16 protein-coding genes are annotated in these 17,205 nt (G+C 37.4%); 6 read left to right on the forward strand and 10 right to left on the reverse strand.

The window, feature by feature from the left end:
* Positions 1–18: 18 nt before the first annotated feature.
* Complete coding sequence (locus tag QOL71_RS17705) at positions 19–129, forward strand: FeoB-associated Cys-rich membrane protein (RefSeq protein ID WP_430395125.1); 111 nt, start codon at positions 19–21, stop codon at positions 127–129.
* Positions 130–211: 82 nt separating this feature from the next.
* The gene (glmM, locus tag QOL71_RS03495) at positions 212–1,594 is read left to right on the forward strand and encodes a phosphoglucosamine mutase (protein WP_283415592.1); all 1,383 of its coding nucleotides are present in this window, start codon (positions 212–214) and stop codon (positions 1,592–1,594) included.
* Positions 1,595–1,729: 135 nt separating this feature from the next.
* Here glmM and QOL71_RS03500 read toward each other — a convergent pair whose 3' ends face one another.
* The 3 genes from QOL71_RS03500 to QOL71_RS03510 all read right to left on the reverse strand — a co-directional run bounded on the left by QOL71_RS03500 (position 1,730) and on the right by QOL71_RS03510 (position 4,987).
* A complete protein-coding gene (locus QOL71_RS03500; RefSeq protein ID WP_283415593.1) occupies positions 1,730–2,965 on the reverse strand; it encodes an MFS transporter in 1,236 nt (411 codons plus the stop codon).
* Between the two features lie 157 nt (positions 2,966–3,122).
* Positions 3,123–3,488: a hypothetical protein gene (locus tag QOL71_RS03505; RefSeq protein WP_283415594.1), complete on the reverse strand. Its 366-nt coding sequence runs from the start codon at positions 3,486–3,488 to the stop codon at positions 3,123–3,125.
* Positions 3,485–4,987, reverse strand: a complete 1,503-nt coding sequence (locus QOL71_RS03510) for a GH3 auxin-responsive promoter family protein (protein ID WP_283415595.1) — start codon at positions 4,985–4,987, stop codon at positions 3,485–3,487. The genes QOL71_RS03505 and QOL71_RS03510 overlap by 4 nt, the downstream gene beginning before the upstream one ends.
* Before the next feature lie 496 nt (positions 4,988–5,483).
* Between QOL71_RS03510 and rplU the strand changes: the two genes are divergently transcribed.
* Positions 5,484–5,879: a 50S ribosomal protein L21 gene (gene rplU, locus QOL71_RS03515; protein ID WP_120211803.1), complete on the forward strand. Its 396-nt coding sequence runs from the start codon at positions 5,484–5,486 to the stop codon at positions 5,877–5,879.
* Between the two features lie 28 nt (positions 5,880–5,907).
* A complete protein-coding gene (gene rpmA / locus QOL71_RS03520) occupies positions 5,908–6,165 on the forward strand; it encodes a 50S ribosomal protein L27 (RefSeq protein WP_007842221.1) in 258 nt (85 codons plus the stop codon).
* A 72-nt stretch (positions 6,166–6,237) separates the two neighbouring features.
* Here rpmA and QOL71_RS03525 read toward each other — a convergent pair whose 3' ends face one another.
* From QOL71_RS03525 to smpB, 3 genes are all read right to left on the reverse strand, one after another.
* Positions 6,238–6,978 (reverse strand): YebC/PmpR family DNA-binding transcriptional regulator, encoded by a 741-nt coding sequence (locus QOL71_RS03525; protein WP_283415596.1) that lies wholly within the window; start codon positions 6,976–6,978, stop codon positions 6,238–6,240.
* Between the two features lie 99 nt (positions 6,979–7,077).
* Complete coding sequence (locus QOL71_RS03530; protein WP_283415597.1) at positions 7,078–8,559, reverse strand: OmpA family protein; 1,482 nt, start codon at positions 8,557–8,559, stop codon at positions 7,078–7,080.
* A gap of 67 nt (positions 8,560–8,626) precedes the next feature.
* On the reverse strand, positions 8,627–9,091 hold the full coding sequence (smpB, locus tag QOL71_RS03535) for an SsrA-binding protein SmpB (RefSeq protein WP_283415598.1): 465 nt from the start codon (positions 9,089–9,091) through the stop codon (positions 8,627–8,629).
* Positions 9,092–9,163: 72 nt separating this feature from the next.
* Here smpB and QOL71_RS03540 point away from each other — a divergent pair, with 72 nt between their 5' ends.
* Both QOL71_RS03540 and QOL71_RS03545 read left to right on the forward strand, forming a co-directional pair.
* Entirely contained in the window at positions 9,164–10,786 is a 1,623-nt protein-coding gene (locus QOL71_RS03540) for an ABC-F family ATP-binding cassette domain-containing protein (protein WP_283415599.1), read from the forward strand.
* Positions 10,787–11,055: 269 nt separating this feature from the next.
* On the forward strand, positions 11,056–12,429 hold the full coding sequence (locus tag QOL71_RS03545; RefSeq protein WP_283415600.1) for an alpha-amylase family glycosyl hydrolase: 1,374 nt from the start codon (positions 11,056–11,058) through the stop codon (positions 12,427–12,429).
* A 33-nt stretch (positions 12,430–12,462) separates the two neighbouring features.
* Here QOL71_RS03545 and rodA read toward each other — a convergent pair whose 3' ends face one another.
* From rodA to mreC, 4 genes are all read right to left on the reverse strand, one after another.
* The gene (gene rodA, locus QOL71_RS03550) at positions 12,463–13,692 is read right to left on the reverse strand and encodes a rod shape-determining protein RodA (RefSeq protein ID WP_283415601.1); all 1,230 of its coding nucleotides are present in this window, start codon (positions 13,690–13,692) and stop codon (positions 12,463–12,465) included.
* Entirely contained in the window at positions 13,689–15,713 is a 2,025-nt protein-coding gene (locus QOL71_RS03555; RefSeq protein WP_283415602.1) for a peptidoglycan D,D-transpeptidase FtsI family protein, read from the reverse strand. The genes rodA and QOL71_RS03555 overlap by 4 nt, the downstream gene beginning before the upstream one ends.
* An 87-nt stretch (positions 15,714–15,800) precedes the next feature.
* The gene (locus QOL71_RS03560; protein ID WP_283415603.1) at positions 15,801–16,307 is read right to left on the reverse strand and encodes a rod shape-determining protein MreD; all 507 of its coding nucleotides are present in this window, start codon (positions 16,305–16,307) and stop codon (positions 15,801–15,803) included.
* Positions 16,297–17,151: a rod shape-determining protein MreC gene (mreC, locus tag QOL71_RS03565; protein ID WP_283415604.1), complete on the reverse strand. Its 855-nt coding sequence runs from the start codon at positions 17,149–17,151 to the stop codon at positions 16,297–16,299. Before mreC ends, QOL71_RS03560 begins: the two co-directional genes overlap by 11 nt.
* Positions 17,152–17,205 lie beyond the last annotated feature (54 nt).

Raw genomic sequence — 17,205 nt, forward strand, 5'->3', positions numbered from 1 at the left:
ATCATACAATATGTTATCGTGGGCGTCATTGTTTTAGCCGCCATCTATGCTATTGTCCGAAAATTCTCAAAAACATTTTCTAAAAAAAACAAAGGAAAAAACTGCGGTCCGGATTGTGGCTGTTCTTAAAATAAAAAGTGTTCATATCGGACACTTTATTTTTTAGCAAATGTCAGATTATTGTATTTTTGCCAAACCTTAAAATTAGAAAATGTCATTAATAAAATCAATCTCCGGGATCCGCGGAACTATTGGCGGAAAAGTCAACGATAACCTGACGCCGCTTGATGTGGTGAAATTTGCTTCGGCATTCGGAACCTGGCTTCAGAACAATAAAAATAAAAAAGATTTAACCTTAGTTATCGGAAGAGACGCGAGAATCTCTGGCCAGATGGTTTCTTCTTTGGTTACTGCCACTTTGCAAGGTCTTGGGATCAATGTGGTTGATTTGGGACTTTCTACAACGCCAACTGTTGAAGTTATGGTTCCTGAACTGAAAGCTGACGGCGGAATCATCCTGACGGCTTCTCATAATCCAAAACAATGGAACGCTCTGAAATTGTTGAATGACAAAGGAGAATTCATCAGTGGAGAAAACGGCGCAGAAGTTTTGGCTTTGGCAGAAAATGAAGACTTCAATTATGCGGAGGTGGATGATTTGGGAAAATATGAAACCAGAGAAGATGGTTTTGATATTCATATTCAGAAGATTTTGGAATTACCAACGGTAGATGTTGAAGCAATAAAAGCTAAGAAATTCAAAGTGGTTTTGGATGCGGTTAATTCTACTGGAGGAATTTCTATTCCATCACTTTTGGAAAAATTAGGCGTCGAAGTTGTAAAATTATATTGTGAACCGACCGGCCATTTTCCTCATAATCCCGAACCTTTAAAAGAACATCTAGGTGACATCTGCGAACTGGTAAAAAAAGAAGGTGCAGATATGGGAATCGTTGTGGATCCGGATGTTGACAGACTGGCTTTGATCGATGAAAAAGGCGAAATGTTTGGCGAAGAATACACTCTGGTTGCTGTTGCAGATTATCTTTTGAAAAATAAAAAAGGGGCTGCTATTTCCAATCTTTCTTCAAGCCGTGCCTTGAGAGATGTTGCTAAAAATCTGGATTCAGAATATTTTGCAAGCGCTGTCGGTGAAGTTAATGTAGTTAACCTGATGAAAGAGAAAAATGCTGTAATCGGGGGCGAAGGAAATGGTGGTATTATCTATCCTGATTTGCATTATGGAAGAGATTCTTTGGTTGGTGTTGCATTATTCTTGACTCATTTAGCAAAAGAAAATAAAACGGTTTCTGAACTGAGAGCAGGTTATCCGGCTTATTTTATGGGCAAAAAGAAAATCGAATTAACGCCTGAAATTGATGTTGATGCTTTGCTGGTGAAAGTTCAGAATGAATTTAAAAATGAAGAAATCTCTACTGTTGACGGTGTGAAAATTGATTTTGCAGAAAATTGGGTTCACTTGAGAAAATCTAATACAGAACCGATTATCAGGATTTATACCGAAGCTTTTTCGCAGGAAGAAGCGGATAAATTGGGCGATGATATGATTGCGAAAATCAAAAGTTTGATATAAAATTGAAGGAAGCAAAATTTGCTTCCTTTTTTATTTAGTTACAATCACGCTTGTTTTTAGGATTCCGCACTTTGTATTTGGTTTCAAACAGACTTGTTTTTGTAGTTTGCAGACTTCAATTTTGGCAAAATCTGCTTAATACTCCATATTCCTCAGCTTCTTAGAAGTTGTGCCAATGAACAAAGCTGTTAAAACCGTCATCGTCCCACCGAAAACAACAGAACGTACAACACCCATTAATTTGGCAGTCAATCCACTTTCAAACTGCCCCAGTTCATTACTTGACATAATGAAAATCGAGTTAACGCTCAAAACTCTGCCACGGATTTCTTCTGGTGTTTTCAACTGAACAATCGTTCCACGAATCACAACACTGATGCCGTCCAACATTCCACTTAAAACTAAGAATCCAAATGATAGCCAATACATTTTCGACAATCCAAATCCTATAATACACAGTCCAAATCCAGTTGCCACGCAAAGCAAAATCTTTCCTTGGTTTTTCTTCAAAGGAACTAATGACAAAGTAATAATAATCAACATCGAACCAATATCAGAAGCCGCATTCAAAAGTCCGAAACCTTCTGAGCCCACCTTCAGAATATCGCTTGCAAAAACCGGAATCATCGCAACTGCACCACCAAAAAGGACCGCGAACATATCCAGCATCTGAGCGCCAAAGATCTCTTTTGTTTTATAAATATAAGCTAATCCTTCCTTCATACTTTCGAAAACTTTCACATCCTTATTTTTATTTTCAGATTGCTGTTGGTGTAAAGTCCAAAAAAACAAAGAAGCTAAAAACATACTGCCAATAATTACCACTAGTGTCCATTTTATTGTAATCAGCGCAATCAGAAAACCACCTAAAGCGTGACCGGAAACCGAAGCAATTAAGAAAGTTGCCTGGTTCAGCGTTACAGCATAAGGCAGATTTTCCTGCTTCACAATTCTCGGAATCATACTTGGAACTAATGGACCGAGAAACGAACGCGAAATTCCCGTAAAAAAAATGACCGCATAAATAAAATAAGTAATCTCGTGTCCCGTAAAATGCATCCTGTGTCCAAAAAAAGCCGGAATCAATAGCAAACTTATCAGAACCACATAGGCATAATTACAAATCAATAGCAGTTTTTTCTTCTCGTTCATGTCAATGATATGACCGGCATACAGTGCGCAGGAAACCGCAGGAATCACTTCCGAAAGTCCAATTAATCCAATAGAAAACGGGTCCTTTGTCAACTGATAAACCCACCAACCTAGCAAGGTTGCGAGCATCCTGAAAGCGATGATAAGGAAGAATCTTCCTGTCAGGAGATGGCGGAATTCTATATTTTTTAAAACGCGAAGTGGTGTAAAAGAAATCATTATACAAAAGTAGTCGTTGTACGCCAATTACTTTCACATAAACTATAATTTTTTAGGAGCTTCAACCGATTTACATTGCAATCGCGGCGGGTTCAGAATCATAGTCAATCCTGAATATTCAAAAAAAATCAGATTGTATTACCTATGCTTTTAAATCTTAGTAGTAATAATAATTAGTAGTAGAACTGTTAACTAATGACACAATTAATGCGACAAATGCCGTCACACCAACAACAGAACCTACTACAATAGCTGTTGTCCCGCCCGGATTATTTTTTTTAATAACCCTTATGTCATTCTTTGCAATGCTTAATTCCTGACTATTAGCAATTCCAATTATTTTATCTTCCTCCACACTGGAAAGTCTAATCTTATATTTAGGTTTATTGTACTCATAAACTGTATAATTCTTTCCTACCTGAAGTGAAGAAAAATCATTTTTATTCACATTATTCCTATAGATAGTCGTAGTACAGGATTGTAACAAAAGAAGCAGACAAATAATAAAAGAAAAAGTTCTCATTGTAAATTTAGTTTTGCCAAATATACTGCAATTTTTCTATCATTCGCCAAACGCGGAATTTTATTTTGTCCCCCCAATTTCCCTTCAGATTTGGCATAATCCTGAAACGCATTTTTCTTCAGCTTCGTAATAATCAACGGTTGTAGGATATTTCCAGAAATCAAATCATCATAATAAGTATTCCGTTGTCTGAGTTGTAAATCAAGTTCAGATTTGAAAGCACCAAAATTCTCAGGTTCTTTTTCAAACTCGATAAACCATTCATGGTAAGGTAAGCCTTCTTCGGGATTAACTTCTGGCGCGAGGTGAAATTCGGTAATCTGAGCAGGAAACTTTTCAACCGTTGCTTTCAAAGCTTCTTCAACTTCGAATGCGATCACGTGTTCTCCGAAAGCCGAAGTAAAATGTTTCGTTCTTCCCGAAACCAAAATCCGGTAAGGATTTTTATCGATAAACCGCACAACATCTCCAATAGAATACGCCCAAAGTCCTGAGTTAGTCGTCAGGATCAATGCATAATCTTTGTTAAGCTCAACATCTTTTAATGTCAATCTTTCTGCATTGGGTTTTCCATATTGTTCGAGTGGAATAAACTCGTAAAAAATCCCGTGATTGGTCAACAGCAATAATCCTTCTTTTGTATAATCATCCTGGAATGCAAAGAAACCTTCCGAAGCTGGAAAAGTCTGAACAATGTCGACAGGTTTTCCAAGCAATTCGTTCATCTTGTCACGGTAAGGTTCGTAGTTCACGCCACCTGTGATGATTAACTGAAGATTCGGGAAAATTTGTGTGATTTTTTTGTTGTGTCTGTCAATGAGTTTTTCAAAATACATAATCAGCCAGGGCGGAATCCCGGAAATCAGGGTCATATTTTCCCTCTCGGTTTCTTCCACGATTTTATCTACCTTGGTTTCCCAGTCTTCGATACAGTTGGTTTCCCAGCTCGGCAATCTGTTTTTTTGAAGATAATTCGGGATGTGATGAGCGACAATTCCTGACAGTCTTCCGGTTTTTACACCGCTGATTTCTTCCAGCTCCGGAGAACCTTGAAGGAAAATCATTTTTCCACCAACAAAATCGGCGTTATTTTTTTTCCCGATGTAATGGAAAATCGCACTTTGAGCAGCAGCAACCTGAAAAGGCATTGCTTCTTTGGAAATCGGGATATACTTGGAACCTGATGTTGTTCCGGAAGTTTTGGCGAAATATTCCGGCAAATCCGGCCAAAGGATTTTGGATTGTCCTTTTTTGACTTTCTCTATGTATGGTTTCAGATCTTCGTAATCTGCAACAGGGACATTTTTTTGGAAATCCTCAATCGATTTTATAGCTTCAAATTGATGTTCTCTTCCGAATAATGTTTTTTTCGCTGTCTTTACCAAATCTAAAAGCAATTCCTGCTGATCTTTGATCGCTTTGGTTTTAAAACTGTTGGATTTTTCGATATGTTTTTTTGCCCAGATGAGCGCAATCTTTTTCTTAATGAAATTTAGCATTGATAAAATTTTCAATTGTCAAATTTATAGCTTTCTTGTGTAAAAGTTGTGTATGTCTATATATTTTAAACGCAAGGTCCGCAAAGACTTTTTGTTATTATTGAAAATAGTTTTAAGGTTGCAAAGCCGTAAACTTAGTAAAGAATTTTTATCCGCTCTAAATCTAAACTGTTGAAATTGATTCATCGAACCAGTTCGTTAGGTTTCTTACGGAATGACAAATGCTGTTTTTATGTTGAAAAATTGTTTTTGTTTTGTATCTGCAGCCCGACTTGAGCGGAAATCCTTTTTGTTATTGCGAGTGTACAAAGGTTCAACAGATTGCTTCATTTCGTTCGCAATGACAAAAAGATTGGGAGCGGAAGGCGGATTAAGCTGCCCAAAATAAAATTAAAGATTCTGAGATTCAAAGATTTAAAATTTTCAAAGAAGTATTGTGATTTTCAAAGAAATTGTTTACTTTTGCACCTCGAATAATTATAAAAATTTATAAACAATGTTTGCAATTGTAGAAATAGCAGGGCTTCAATACAAAGTTGAGCAAAACCAAAAGTTGTTTGTGAACCGTTTGAAAGGAGATAAAGGAGCAAAAGTTTCTTTTGATAAAGTTCTTCTTACTGTGAACGGTGCAGTAACTGTAGGTGCCCCGGCTGTAAGCGGTATCACCGTAGATGTAGAAATTCTTGACCATGTTCAGGCTGACAAAGTAATCGTTTTCAAAAAGAAAAGAAGAAAAGGTTATGCTAAGAAAAATGGTCACAGACAGCAATTAACTCAAATTCTTGTAACTGGTATTACTGGATTTGACGGTGCGAAAAAAGAGGCTAAAAAAGCTGCTCCTAAGAAAGCTGCTAAAGCTGAAGTAACAGAAACCAGCGAATCTGCTGAATAATTTTTAATCCAAAAAAGCTTAAAATAAAATGGCACACAAGAAAGGAGTCGGTAGTTCCAAAAACGGTAGAGAATCTCACTCTAAAAGACTAGGTGTTAAGATTTTCGGAGGTCAAGAAGCTATTGCCGGTAACATCATCATCAGACAAAGAGGTACGCAACACCACCCAGGTGAAAACGTTGGTATGGGTAAAGACCACACTTTGTTTGCATTGGTAGACGGTAAAGTAGTTTTCAGAAAGAAAGCAAACAACAGATCTTTCGTTTCTGTTGAACCAAACGCATAATCAACAGCGTTTTATAAAAATAAAAGATCCCGGCTTTTCAGTCGGGATTTTTTTTACGATTATGTTCCTCTTTTACATTAACTCTAATTGTTCTTCTGTGAACTCCATATTGTGGAATACGTTCTGAACATCATCATCTTCTTCAAAGCGCTCCAGCATCTTCATATTGGCCTTGAACTGGTCGTCGCTCATTCCTTTGGTATTGTTCGGAATTCTTTGTAATTCGGCACTTTTTGCTTCGATTCCAAGTTCGTCTAATTTATGAGACATCGAACCGAAATCTTCGAATGCTGTTGTAATCATAACTTCATTTTCGTCCTGGTCGATTTCTTCTGCGCCACCATCAATCATTTCCATTTCGAAATCATCCCAATCGGATTTGATCTGAGCTTTATCGATTGTGAAAATACCTTTTCTATCAAAGATAAAAGCTAATTCACCATTCTTACCAAGATTTCCATCGAACTTATTAAAAATCGCTCTGACATTAGCTACAGTTCTTGTTGGATTATTAGTCGTACATTCTACAAAGAAAGCAACTCCGCCTTGTCCGTAGCCTTCATAAGTGATTTCCTCATAGTTTTCCGCATCTGCACCGCTTGCCTTTTTTATTGCTCTTTCGACATTGTCTTTTGGCATATTGGCACCTTTAGCATTCTGAATGCATCTTCGCAATGCTGGATTGGATTCCGGATCAGTTCCGCCGGCTTTTACTGCCAAGGCAATATCCTTTCCTATTTTTGAAAATGTTTTGGCCATTTTATCCCATCTGGCCATTTTTGAAGCTTTTCTATATTCGAATGCTCTTCCCATTTTTTGTGATTATTTATTTGTGCAAAAATACTGAATTATAGAAATAAAAAAAATACCTCCAATTACTTGGAGGCATTTTTATTTAGAAATAATGTTTAATTATTTTCTTTTTTTAGTTGATTTTTTAGCTGGAGCTTTTTTCACAACTTTTTTCTCAACTACTGGAAGATCTGATTTTTGAAGAGCGTCCCAAGCTGCACCATTCACAGCTTCAACAACAACTTTTCTATCAGCTTGTCTTTCAGCATCAGAAGCTGTAGCAGGAACTTTAGCATCTCTCTTACCAACTCCAACTGATTTCAATTGGTTAGCATTTACTCCTTGTGCTTCAAGAGCTTTAACAACAGAAGCTGCTCTTTCTCTAGATAATTTCAAGTTGTAAGCTTCAGAACCTTTAGCATCCGTGTGACCAGTTACTAAGAATGTAGCATCTTTAGCACCTTTAAGGATTTCTGCGGCTTGATTAATTTTACCAGCAGATTCTGGTCTTAATGTAGCTTTGTTGAAATCAAATAAGATATTTTGAAGAGCTCCAGTCGCTTCAGTAGCATAAGCTGCTGCTGGCTTAGGACATCCTTGATATTCTGGAAGTCCAGGAACTGTAGGACAAGCATCATCTTTATCTAGTACACCATCACCATCTGTATCTGGCCAAGGGCAACCTTTGTTTTCTGCTGGACCAGGAACGTCAACACAAGCATCATCTTTGTCTAATACTCCGTCACCATCTGTATCCGGCCAAGGGCAACCATTATTTTCTTTTGGACCAGCTACGTCTGGACATTGATCATCGATATCTGGGATACCGTCTCCATCTGTATCAGGACATCCTTGGAACTCAGGTAAACCTGGTGTGTCAGGACATCTGTCATCCTTATCAGGAATTCCGTCTTTATCTCTGTCTGTATTACCAAATCTGAATAACAATGAAGCAGAAGCTTGCCAGAAGTTAGCAACGTTTGATTTATCAACTGGTGTAGTAACGTAATCTCCTTGAACACCTAAACCGAAGTTTTTAGTCACCCAGAAGTTAATCCCCGCACCTGTACTAACAGTAAAGTGGTTTGCTTTTCCAGTTAAATCACCATCTTCGTTGTACGCCCCATAGTATTCACCTTTAGTGTCTGTTTTAGGGAAAGTAAGACCTGTGTAGTCATGTCTCAGGTAGTTAGCACCAACTCTCAAATATGGATCAAACCAAGACTCTTCATCCCAAAGAAGACCAGCTGCTTTAAATTGAACACCAAGACCTGTCATTAAGAAGAATTCTTTGTCCATTTGGAATCTTTTGTTGTCAACATTTCCAACAGTAGTTTGCCAGTCAAGAACTAAACCTTTACCAAGGCTTCTTGCAACAGTTAATTTAGACAATGGTGGGGTAATTGAATACTTAGAAACACCAAAAAGATTATCTCCGAAATTTTTGAATGAGAACGTATTGCTGAAATTACCTCTTTGAGCAACGTGATTCACTCCATGAGCACCTACTCCTATTACCCACTTATTGGTAGTAGTTTGTGCGAAAACAGTAGAGGCAACAGTAAGCGCCAATGCTGAAATTCCTAATTTTAGATTTTTCATAGAATTAAATGATTAAATAATTGATAATGCAAAATAAATATAATTTTTCTTTATAAACAAAGTTTTTTTAGTTTTTCTTTAACAATCGCTGAATGTTGACTTTATTTTCTCTGTCTTTTATTGCCTCTCTTTTATCATACAGTTTTTTTCCTCTAGCAAGGGAAATTAGCAATTTTGCTTTCCCATTATTATTGATATATAACTTCAAAGGGATTATAGTATTCCCAACATCCTTTAACTTTTTTTTAAGTTTTTGCAATTCGTAATTATGCAGTAGCAACTTCCGTTCCCTTTTTGTTTTATGGTTGTAAAAAGTTCCTAATTTATATTCATCAATCATCATATTAATGATATACAATTCATCTTCAATAAACTGGCAAAAGCTTTCTGTAATGGATGCTTTGGAAGAACGGAGCGATTTTATTTCTGTTCCCGTCAATACAATTCCGGCTTCATATTCTTCCAGAATCTCATATTCGAAACGGGCGCGCTTGTTAAAAATATTAACAGATTTTTCGATTTTAACTTTCATATGTTAATGCTTGGTGACACTTCACTATCCCAACTTATTTTCGTATTTTTGCTGGCAAATTTACAAAACTATATGTTAACAGTATCTAATTTATCATTACAGTTCGGAAAGAGAGTTCTCTTTGACGAAGTTAATATAAAATTCACGAAAGGAAATTGTTATGGGATTATCGGTGCTAATGGTGCCGGGAAATCTACATTTCTTAAAATATTAAGTGGAAAGCAGGAATCCACTTCCGGTAATGTTTCTCTGGAACCTGGAAAAAGAATGTCTGTGCTTGAGCAAGATCACTTTGCTTACGATAACTTTACCGTATTAGAAACGGTTCTTAGAGGAAACAAAAGACTTTTCGAAATCAAAGAAGAAATGGATGCGCTTTATGCAAAAGAAGACTTTTCTGATGAAGATGGAATCAAAGCAGGAGAATTAGGCGTTATCTATGACGAAATGGGCGGCTGGAACTCCGAAGCTGATGCTCAAACAATGCTTTCTAACGTAGGAATCAAAGATGACATGCATTACCAAATGATGTCGGAACTGGAAAATAAGGACAAAGTAAGAGTTTTGCTAGCTCAGGCATTGTTCGGTAACCCTGACGTTCTAATTCTGGATGAGCCTACCAATGACCTGGATATCTCAACAATTGCCTGGTTGGAAGATTTCCTAGCAGATTATGAAAATACCGTAATTGTAGTATCTCACGACCGTCACTTCTTAGATGCCGTTTGTACACACATTGGAGACTTAGATTATTCAAAATTAAACCTATACACAGGTAACTACTCCTTCTGGTATCAGGCGTCTCAGTTAGCAACAAGACAAAGAGCTCAGGCTAACAAAAAAGCAGAAGAAAAGAAAAAAGAATTACAGGACTTCATCGCACGGTTCAGTTCCAACGTAGCGAAGGCTAAACAGGCAACTGCACGTAAAAAGATGATTGACAAACTGAACATCGATGATATCAAACCTTCTTCAAGACGTTATCCAGCCATTATTTTCGATATCGAAAGAGAAGTTGGCGACCAGATTCTGGATGTGAAAGGTCTTGAAAAAACAAAAGACGGTGAATTGTTGTTCTCAAACATCGACCTAAACCTTAAAAAGGGCGATAAAGTAGCTGTTATCTCCAGAAATTCATTGGCTATTACAGAGTTTTTCCAAATCATTTCCGGAACAACTGAAGCGGACAAAGGAACTTATAATTGGGGTGTAACCACCAACCAATCTTATATGCCTTTGGACAACACAGATTACTTCCAGGATGATGTCAACCTGGTAGACTGGCTGAGACAATTCACAAAGAATGATGAGGAAAGACACGAAGAGTTTATGCGCGGTTTCTTGGGAAGAATGTTGTTCTCCGGAGACGAGGCTCTAAAATCTTGTAAAGTGCTTTCCGGTGGTGAGAAAATGCGTTGTATGTTCAGTAGAATGATGCTTCAGAAAGCTAATGTTCTTCTTTTGGATGAGCCAACCAATCACCTGGATTTGGAAAGTATTACAACCTTGAACAACTCTTTGAATAACTTCAAAGGTAACATCCTGTTATCTTCTCATGACCACGAATTGTTGGAAACTGTCTGTAACAGAATCATCGAGTTGACGCCGAAAGGAATCATAGACAGAGATATGACTTACGACGAATATCTTGGAGACAAAAAAATCAAAGAATTACAGGAGCAGATGTATTCTTAATCCTGATTGGAAAAATAAATTTAATATAGGCATCTCAAATTTCGGGATGCTTTTTATTTTTATACGGCCGATGATTTGTTGGACTGAAACGATGCTTTGTTGGATTGAAACGAACCTTTGTTTTTTTTGAACGATGCCTTGTTTGGTTGACACGACCTCTAGTTGGGTTGAGACTTTGGCTGCATTGAAATTAATGAGAGAAAAAATATTAAAATAAATTAAAAACATAGTGAAGCATTTTTTTAATTTTAATAAAATATATCAACCTTATGAATTCATTAAAATATCTTCTCTTGATTCTGCTAATTCCGTTTCTGGGAATGTCACAGAACAAAGACTCCCGTTATCAGCCAAAGCCCTACGTGCAGCTCAAACATCCGGAATGGAGCAAAAATGCAACAATTTACGAAGTTAATATCCGACAATATACCAAAGAAGGTACTTTCAAAGCATTTGAAAAACATCTGCCACGACTCAAAAAAATGGGCGTTGATATTCTTTGGTTGATGCCGATTCATCCCATTGGAGAAGTACATAGAAAAGGAAAATTAGGAAGTTATTATTCAGTAAAAGATTTCAAAGGGGTTAATCCTGATTTCGGAACTTTGAACGATCTGAAAAGTTTGGTTGACAAAATCCATTCGATGGGAATGTATATCATTATCGATTGGGTAGGAAATCATTCTGCCTGGGACAATCCTTTAGCAAAAGAACATCCGGACTGGTACACAAAATCGAGAGAAGGAAACTTCCAACCGACACCTTGGTACGATTGGGATGATGTCATCGATTTCGATTATAACAATCCGGACTTCCGGGAATATATGACCGGCGCTCTTAAATATTGGGTGAAAGAAGCTAATATCGATGGTTACAGATGTGATGTTGCGGGTTTTATTCCGGTTGATTTTTGGGAAAATGCAAGAGAAGAGCTTGACCAGATCAAACCTGTTTTTATGCTGGCCGAATGGGAATCCCGCGATCTTTACAGAAAATCATTTGACATGACCTATTCTTGGTCGCTTTGGGACAAACTAAAACTGGCGACAACTGGCGGAAAGGGCGCCAATGCTTTATACGAATATATGGCGCACGATGTTGGGAGCTTCCCTTACGATTCTTACCGAATGTTATTCACAGATAATCACGATAAAAATTCCTGGGAAGGCAATCAGTTTTCTAATTTCGAAAAAGGCCTGGAAACGGCAATGGCTCTTTGCGGAACTGCCAACGGAATGCCTCTGGTCTATAGCGGACAAGAAGCAGGATTGGACAGAAGTCTTGCGTTTTTTGAGAAAGATGAAATCGTTTGGAAAGACCACAAATTCTATGGTATGTATCAGAAATTATTTGATTTGAAACATAAGAATCAAGCGCTCTGGAACGGAAAATGGGGTGGAGAAATGATCCGAGTAACCAACAACCAGATGAATGATGTTTTATCCTTTTACAGAGAGAAGAACGACGATGCAGTTTTATCTATTTTCAATTTTTCCGATAAAAGTCTCCCCACCTCTGTTGATACCAAATATTATTATGGGCAGTACAGAGAATTGTTTACAGGAAAAATCTTTAATATTAATTCTGAAAAGACAGTTATTAATCTGAAGCCTTTGGAATATCTGGTTTTGGTTAAGAATTAATTCAATTTAATTATACAAAAAATTCAGCTTCGTTTATACGAGGCTGTTTTTGTCTGCGTAATTGAGTTTAAAGAAAATAAAAGTCATAATGGAAAATGCCAGAAGCGAACTTCCACCGTAACTGAAAAATGGCAACGGAATCCCAACAGTTGGAAAAAGTCCCATAACCATTCCAAGATTTATGGCAAAGTGAATCAATAATATGGATGCGAAACAATAGCCAAAAACACGGTTGAAGGTGGATTTTTGCTGTTCCGCCAGATAATAGATCCTTCCGATAAAAATGGCATAACAAAGTATAAGAATTGTACTGCCTAGAAAACCCCATTCTTCACCAACAGTACAAAAGATATAATCGGTTTCCTGTTCGGGAACAAATTTGCCTTGTGTCACAGAGCCTTGCTTATAGCCTTTTCCCGTAAGTCCACCTGAACCTATTGCTGTTTTTGAGTAGAGCAAATTATATCCCGATGTATCACGAAATGCTTTTTCACCTTTGTATAAAACCTCAACTCTCTCACGTTGATGCTTTGGCAACTTTGTTAATATATAAGGTGAGCCGTAAGATAGCGCGCTCAGAACACCAACTGTAAGAACAATTGCGATGATGTACATCACATTTCCCTGTATAGAATAGAAATTAAGGAAAACAAAAATGGCGGCTATAATGAGAATTGCAATTACGACATATAACGGATTAACAGCAATTGAAACCAAAAAAACGGCTGCAAAAATAAATATCACACCGAATAACCAACCGGAAAGTCCTTCTCTGTAAAGCGCCATTAAAAATGCAAAAAATACAAGAAGAGAACCAACATCGGGAATCATCAAAACAACAACTCCGGGAATGGCAACAATTGCCAGGGAGGTATAAAGAACTTTTCTGTTCTTGAGATTAAAATCAGGGTTCGAGACATAATTTGCCAGCATAAGAGCGGTTCCGATTTTTGCAAATTCTACCGGTTGCATTGTAAATCCTCCGAACTTGTACCAGTTTTTCTGTCCCAGGATTTCCGTTCCAAAAGGAAAAAGCCCGACCAGTAATAAAACGCCTCCAACATAGATAATCGCTGACATATTCTCGAAAAACTTTGTTCGCATGAAGAATATAATCAATCCGACAAAGCATGAGATCCCGAAGAAAATCATTTGTTTCTTTCCTAGACCTGCATCAACACTATTGATGTTAACTATTGCGAAAACACATAAAAGGATGTAAAGTCCAATCCCTAATTTATCTATACCTTCTGCCCACTTCATCTTGTACCGGATTTTAAAGGTTTAACTTTTGAGCTGTCTTTTTTCAGTTTTTTTTCATTAATTGCCTGCAGGCTGTCTTTGATTCTCTTGAGTTTCACAGAATCTACGGGAGGTTCTTTGTACCAGCCTTTTCTTTTCATATCGGCAATATACTGACGTTTATACTCCGGCATAAAACTGGAGGTAATCATTTTCTTGTAAAGGTGTTCTCTCTTCAGTTCTCCTGTGATATATTTTTCAGCAATCGTTGTACAAGCCGGACCAGCCCAGGTTGCACCAAATCCTGCGTGTTCCATAACGGCAGCTACAACAATCTTTGGTTTATCAGCCGGCGCAATTAAAACAAAAATAGAGTTATCCTTTCCTTGCGGAACCTGCGCTGTTCCTGTTTTGGCCAATTGAGTGAAATCTTTGGACATCAGCCCTCGCCCTGTTCCTCTCAGCATTACGGCTTCCATACCCTGAATGACCACATTATAAAACTGAGGGTTCTGAACCAATGTATAATGCTTTTTCTTGAATCTTGGGTCGGGATTTGGTTTTCCGTCAATCGATTTAACAATATGAGGCGTATAATACCAGCCTTTGTTAGCAATAGCAGCCACAAAGTTGGCCATCTGAATTGGAGTAAGCAATACATCGCCCTGCCCCATTCCGTTGAATATTGCTCCCGTTGCTAATGGATCCCAGTTTTTAGGATCTTTTTTAGAACCGCTGGCTTTATAGATGTGTGCCATTCTTTTCTCATAGAATTCTCCGGATGGGATTCTACCTTTTGCACCGACCGCTAAGTCATTATTTAAAAATTCTCCAACGCCGAAGCTGTTAAGGATCTTTTTCCATTCATCAACGCCTTTCGACGGATTTCCCGGGTATTTATTAATTATATTAAGGTAAGCATAACTGAAATAACAGTTGCTAGAAACCTGAATTGACGGAATCAATGGGTCTGCGCCACCATGACCTTTGATTCTCAGACCTCTGTAATTAAAACCACCTCCACAAGGAAAAACCGTTTTGTCTGTCATTACACCCATTTGCATAGCGGCAAGCGCAGTCAGCAATTTGAATGTGGATCCAGGAGGATAAGCCGCCTGAACAGAACGGTCAAACGTTGGTTTGTTTTCGTATATGGTATCGTTAGCCAATCGATAGAGATTCCTGGATTTGTTTGGTCCTGTAAAAAGATTCGGATCGATGTCGGGGCCGGTTGCCATTGTTAGAATCTCGCCATTATTAGGATCAATTGCCACGATTGCTCCATGTTTGTTTACGAGCATTTCTTCGGCCATTCTTTGTAGATCGTAATCGATGGTTAAAGTCAAATCTTTTCCTGTAACCACTTCTTTATCAAGTTCTCCGTTTTTATATGAGCCGATGCTTCTTTGGCGAATATCTTTCTGGATATATTTCATCCCCTTTTCACCACGGAGTTCTTTTTCGTAAGCTTTTTCTATTCCACTTTTTCCAGCAATATCTCCGGGTAGATAATACAGTGAGTCCTTCATGATATCACTATCATTAACCTGATTGGTATAGCCTAAAAGATTTCCAGAAGTATTGATTTCATATTGTCTTTGCGGACGGGGAACAATACTAAAAGCAGGATACTTGAATATCAATTCCTGAATTCTCGCCATATCCTCACGACTCAGATTCTTCATAAAAGTCATCGGTGTCAATCGGGAATAATATTTCTCTTTCTCAATATTTTTCATCGTTTTGATGAATTCCGGTTTTGAGATGTTAACGAGCTTACAGAATCCAAGCGTATCAAAATCCGGTTTTAAAAGTGCCGCTGTGTAAGAAATCTCGAATGCCGGTTGATTACCTACAAGAATTTTTCCGTTCCTGTCAAAAATAACACCTCTTGGCGGAATGACATATTCGATTTTAATGGAGGTATTGGCTGCATTAAGCGCATATCTGTCTGTAAATAATTGCAAATACGACAACCTTGCAATAAATATTAGTGCAATGACAGAAAGGGCGAGAATAATTCTGAGATATTGTGATTTCATATGTACCTTTCTATTTTTTTAAGAGGACATATGCAACCTCCATGTCAAAGAAAATTTGGATTGTTTTTTTATACACATTTTTCGGTTTCAGACTTTTTGCTTGATTTTAAATGCTAATGTATAGGCTAATATAAATACGAACGAAATTATACTGGTTACTATTACATTAAATAAAATTTCAAAGAACCTATTAAATTTAAAAAATTCGATGAACTGTACCAAAAATTGGTGAATAAAAATACTCGTGATAATAAAAAATATGAACTGTGTCCATTGGATACTTTGGAAAGAGAAAAAATCCGTCGTTGTATCCGTAGATGTCCGGAATATAATTGTTCTAAAATACGCGATAACTGTTGTTGCAAAAGCATTAATCCCCCAGGTTCCTAAAAACGCATCCACACACAATCCTAATAAAAAGCTCAATCCTAAAAACTGGAACTGATTTCGGAAAAACGGATAAAACATCACAAAAACAGGATAAAGCACAGGAATGTATTGACCAAACAAAGCAATTCTGTTCAGAATGAAAACCTGAAAAGCTGTAAGCAATGCTATCAAAAGCAAGTCGGATGCAATGTTTCTACTGACCATCTTTTTTAATTTGAGCTTTTAAAGTATCATCTATTTTCTGAACTTCTGATTTTTTGAGATTTCTTACAACGTAAACCGTACTCAATTTTCCGATTTTTTCGCTTAACTCTACAGACACATCCCAGAATCCTGTTTTGCTATCAACCTGGTAACCGGCAACCGTACCAACCATAATTCCTGCTGGAAAAATGGATGATTTTCCATCGGTCACAACAGTATCGCCAACTTTTAGCGGAACATATTTAGGAATATCTGATAAGGTCATCGTTCTGGAATCATCACCTTTCCAGGATAACGTCCCGAAATAGCCGGACTTCTTAAGCGAAGCACTGATTTTGATTTTATTGGTACTCAAAACCGATTGTACCAAAGAATAGTTATCCGTTGTATTAATGACGATTCCGGCAATTCCGCGAGGCGCAATAACACCCATTTTGGAACTAACGCCTTGCAAGCGTCCCCTATTGATTGTAAAGTAATTATCTTTTCTATTGATGCTATTGAAAACAACTTCACCATCAACAAAGGTATAAATCTGCCCACCTCCGATGGTATCATAAACTCTTCGGAAAACAGGTTTGTCCAACTTTTCCTTTCCGTAAAGTTCTTTCATCAAAGCTTTGTTCTGAGTAACAAGGTCTTCATTGATTTGTTTTAATTTCAGGTACGATGTGCCTTCATCAATGTAACCTGAAACCCAGGAATTAAAGGCCGCAGTTTTTGCCGCCAGGAAACTTTGTTGCATAGAGTTCTTGCTGAATATCAGTACAATTGCCACCAATTGTAAGAATATAAAGAACACAAACAATGCATTCTTTGAAAAAAATCTCAGCAAAGCACCCATCTAAGTTATAAATGATAATTGAAAAATTATAAATGACATGTTATTTGACACTGT

Origin of the sequence: Epilithonimonas pallida (genome assembly GCF_900182975.1) — a bacterium.
Lineage (GTDB): Bacteria > Bacteroidota > Bacteroidia > Flavobacteriales > Weeksellaceae > Epilithonimonas > Epilithonimonas pallida.

Bases quoted from the DNA above. Each gene is read 5' to 3' on its own strand.
- glmM (WP_283415592.1), top strand. From the start codon at position 212: ATGTCATTAATAAAATCAATCTCCGGGATCCGCGGAACTATTGGCGGA.
- QOL71_RS03500 (WP_283415593.1), bottom strand. From the start codon at position 2,965: ATGATTTCTTTTACACCACTTCGCGTTTTAAAAAATATAGAATTCCGC.
- QOL71_RS03505 (WP_283415594.1), bottom strand. From the start codon at position 3,488: ATGAGAACTTTTTCTTTTATTATTTGTCTGCTTCTTTTGTTACAATCC.
- QOL71_RS03510 (WP_283415595.1), bottom strand. From the start codon at position 4,987: ATGCTAAATTTCATTAAGAAAAAGATTGCGCTCATCTGGGCAAAAAAA.
- rplU (WP_120211803.1), top strand. From the start codon at position 5,484: ATGTTTGCAATTGTAGAAATAGCAGGGCTTCAATACAAAGTTGAGCAA.
- rpmA (WP_007842221.1), top strand. From the start codon at position 5,908: ATGGCACACAAGAAAGGAGTCGGTAGTTCCAAAAACGGTAGAGAATCT.
- QOL71_RS03525 (WP_283415596.1), bottom strand. From the start codon at position 6,978: ATGGGAAGAGCATTCGAATATAGAAAAGCTTCAAAAATGGCCAGATGG.
- QOL71_RS03530 (WP_283415597.1), bottom strand. From the start codon at position 8,559: ATGAAAAATCTAAAATTAGGAATTTCAGCATTGGCGCTTACTGTTGCC.
- smpB (WP_283415598.1), bottom strand. From the start codon at position 9,091: ATGAAAGTTAAAATCGAAAAATCTGTTAATATTTTTAACAAGCGCGCC.
- QOL71_RS03540 (WP_283415599.1), top strand. From the start codon at position 9,164: ATGTTAACAGTATCTAATTTATCATTACAGTTCGGAAAGAGAGTTCTC.
- QOL71_RS03545 (WP_283415600.1), top strand. From the start codon at position 11,056: ATGAATTCATTAAAATATCTTCTCTTGATTCTGCTAATTCCGTTTCTG.
- rodA (WP_283415601.1), bottom strand. From the start codon at position 13,692: ATGAAGTGGGCAGAAGGTATAGATAAATTAGGGATTGGACTTTACATC.
- QOL71_RS03555 (WP_283415602.1), bottom strand. From the start codon at position 15,713: ATGAAATCACAATATCTCAGAATTATTCTCGCCCTTTCTGTCATTGCA.
- QOL71_RS03560 (WP_283415603.1), bottom strand. From the start codon at position 16,307: ATGGTCAGTAGAAACATTGCATCCGACTTGCTTTTGATAGCATTGCTT.
- mreC (WP_283415604.1), bottom strand. From the start codon at position 17,151: ATGGGTGCTTTGCTGAGATTTTTTTCAAAGAATGCATTGTTTGTGTTC.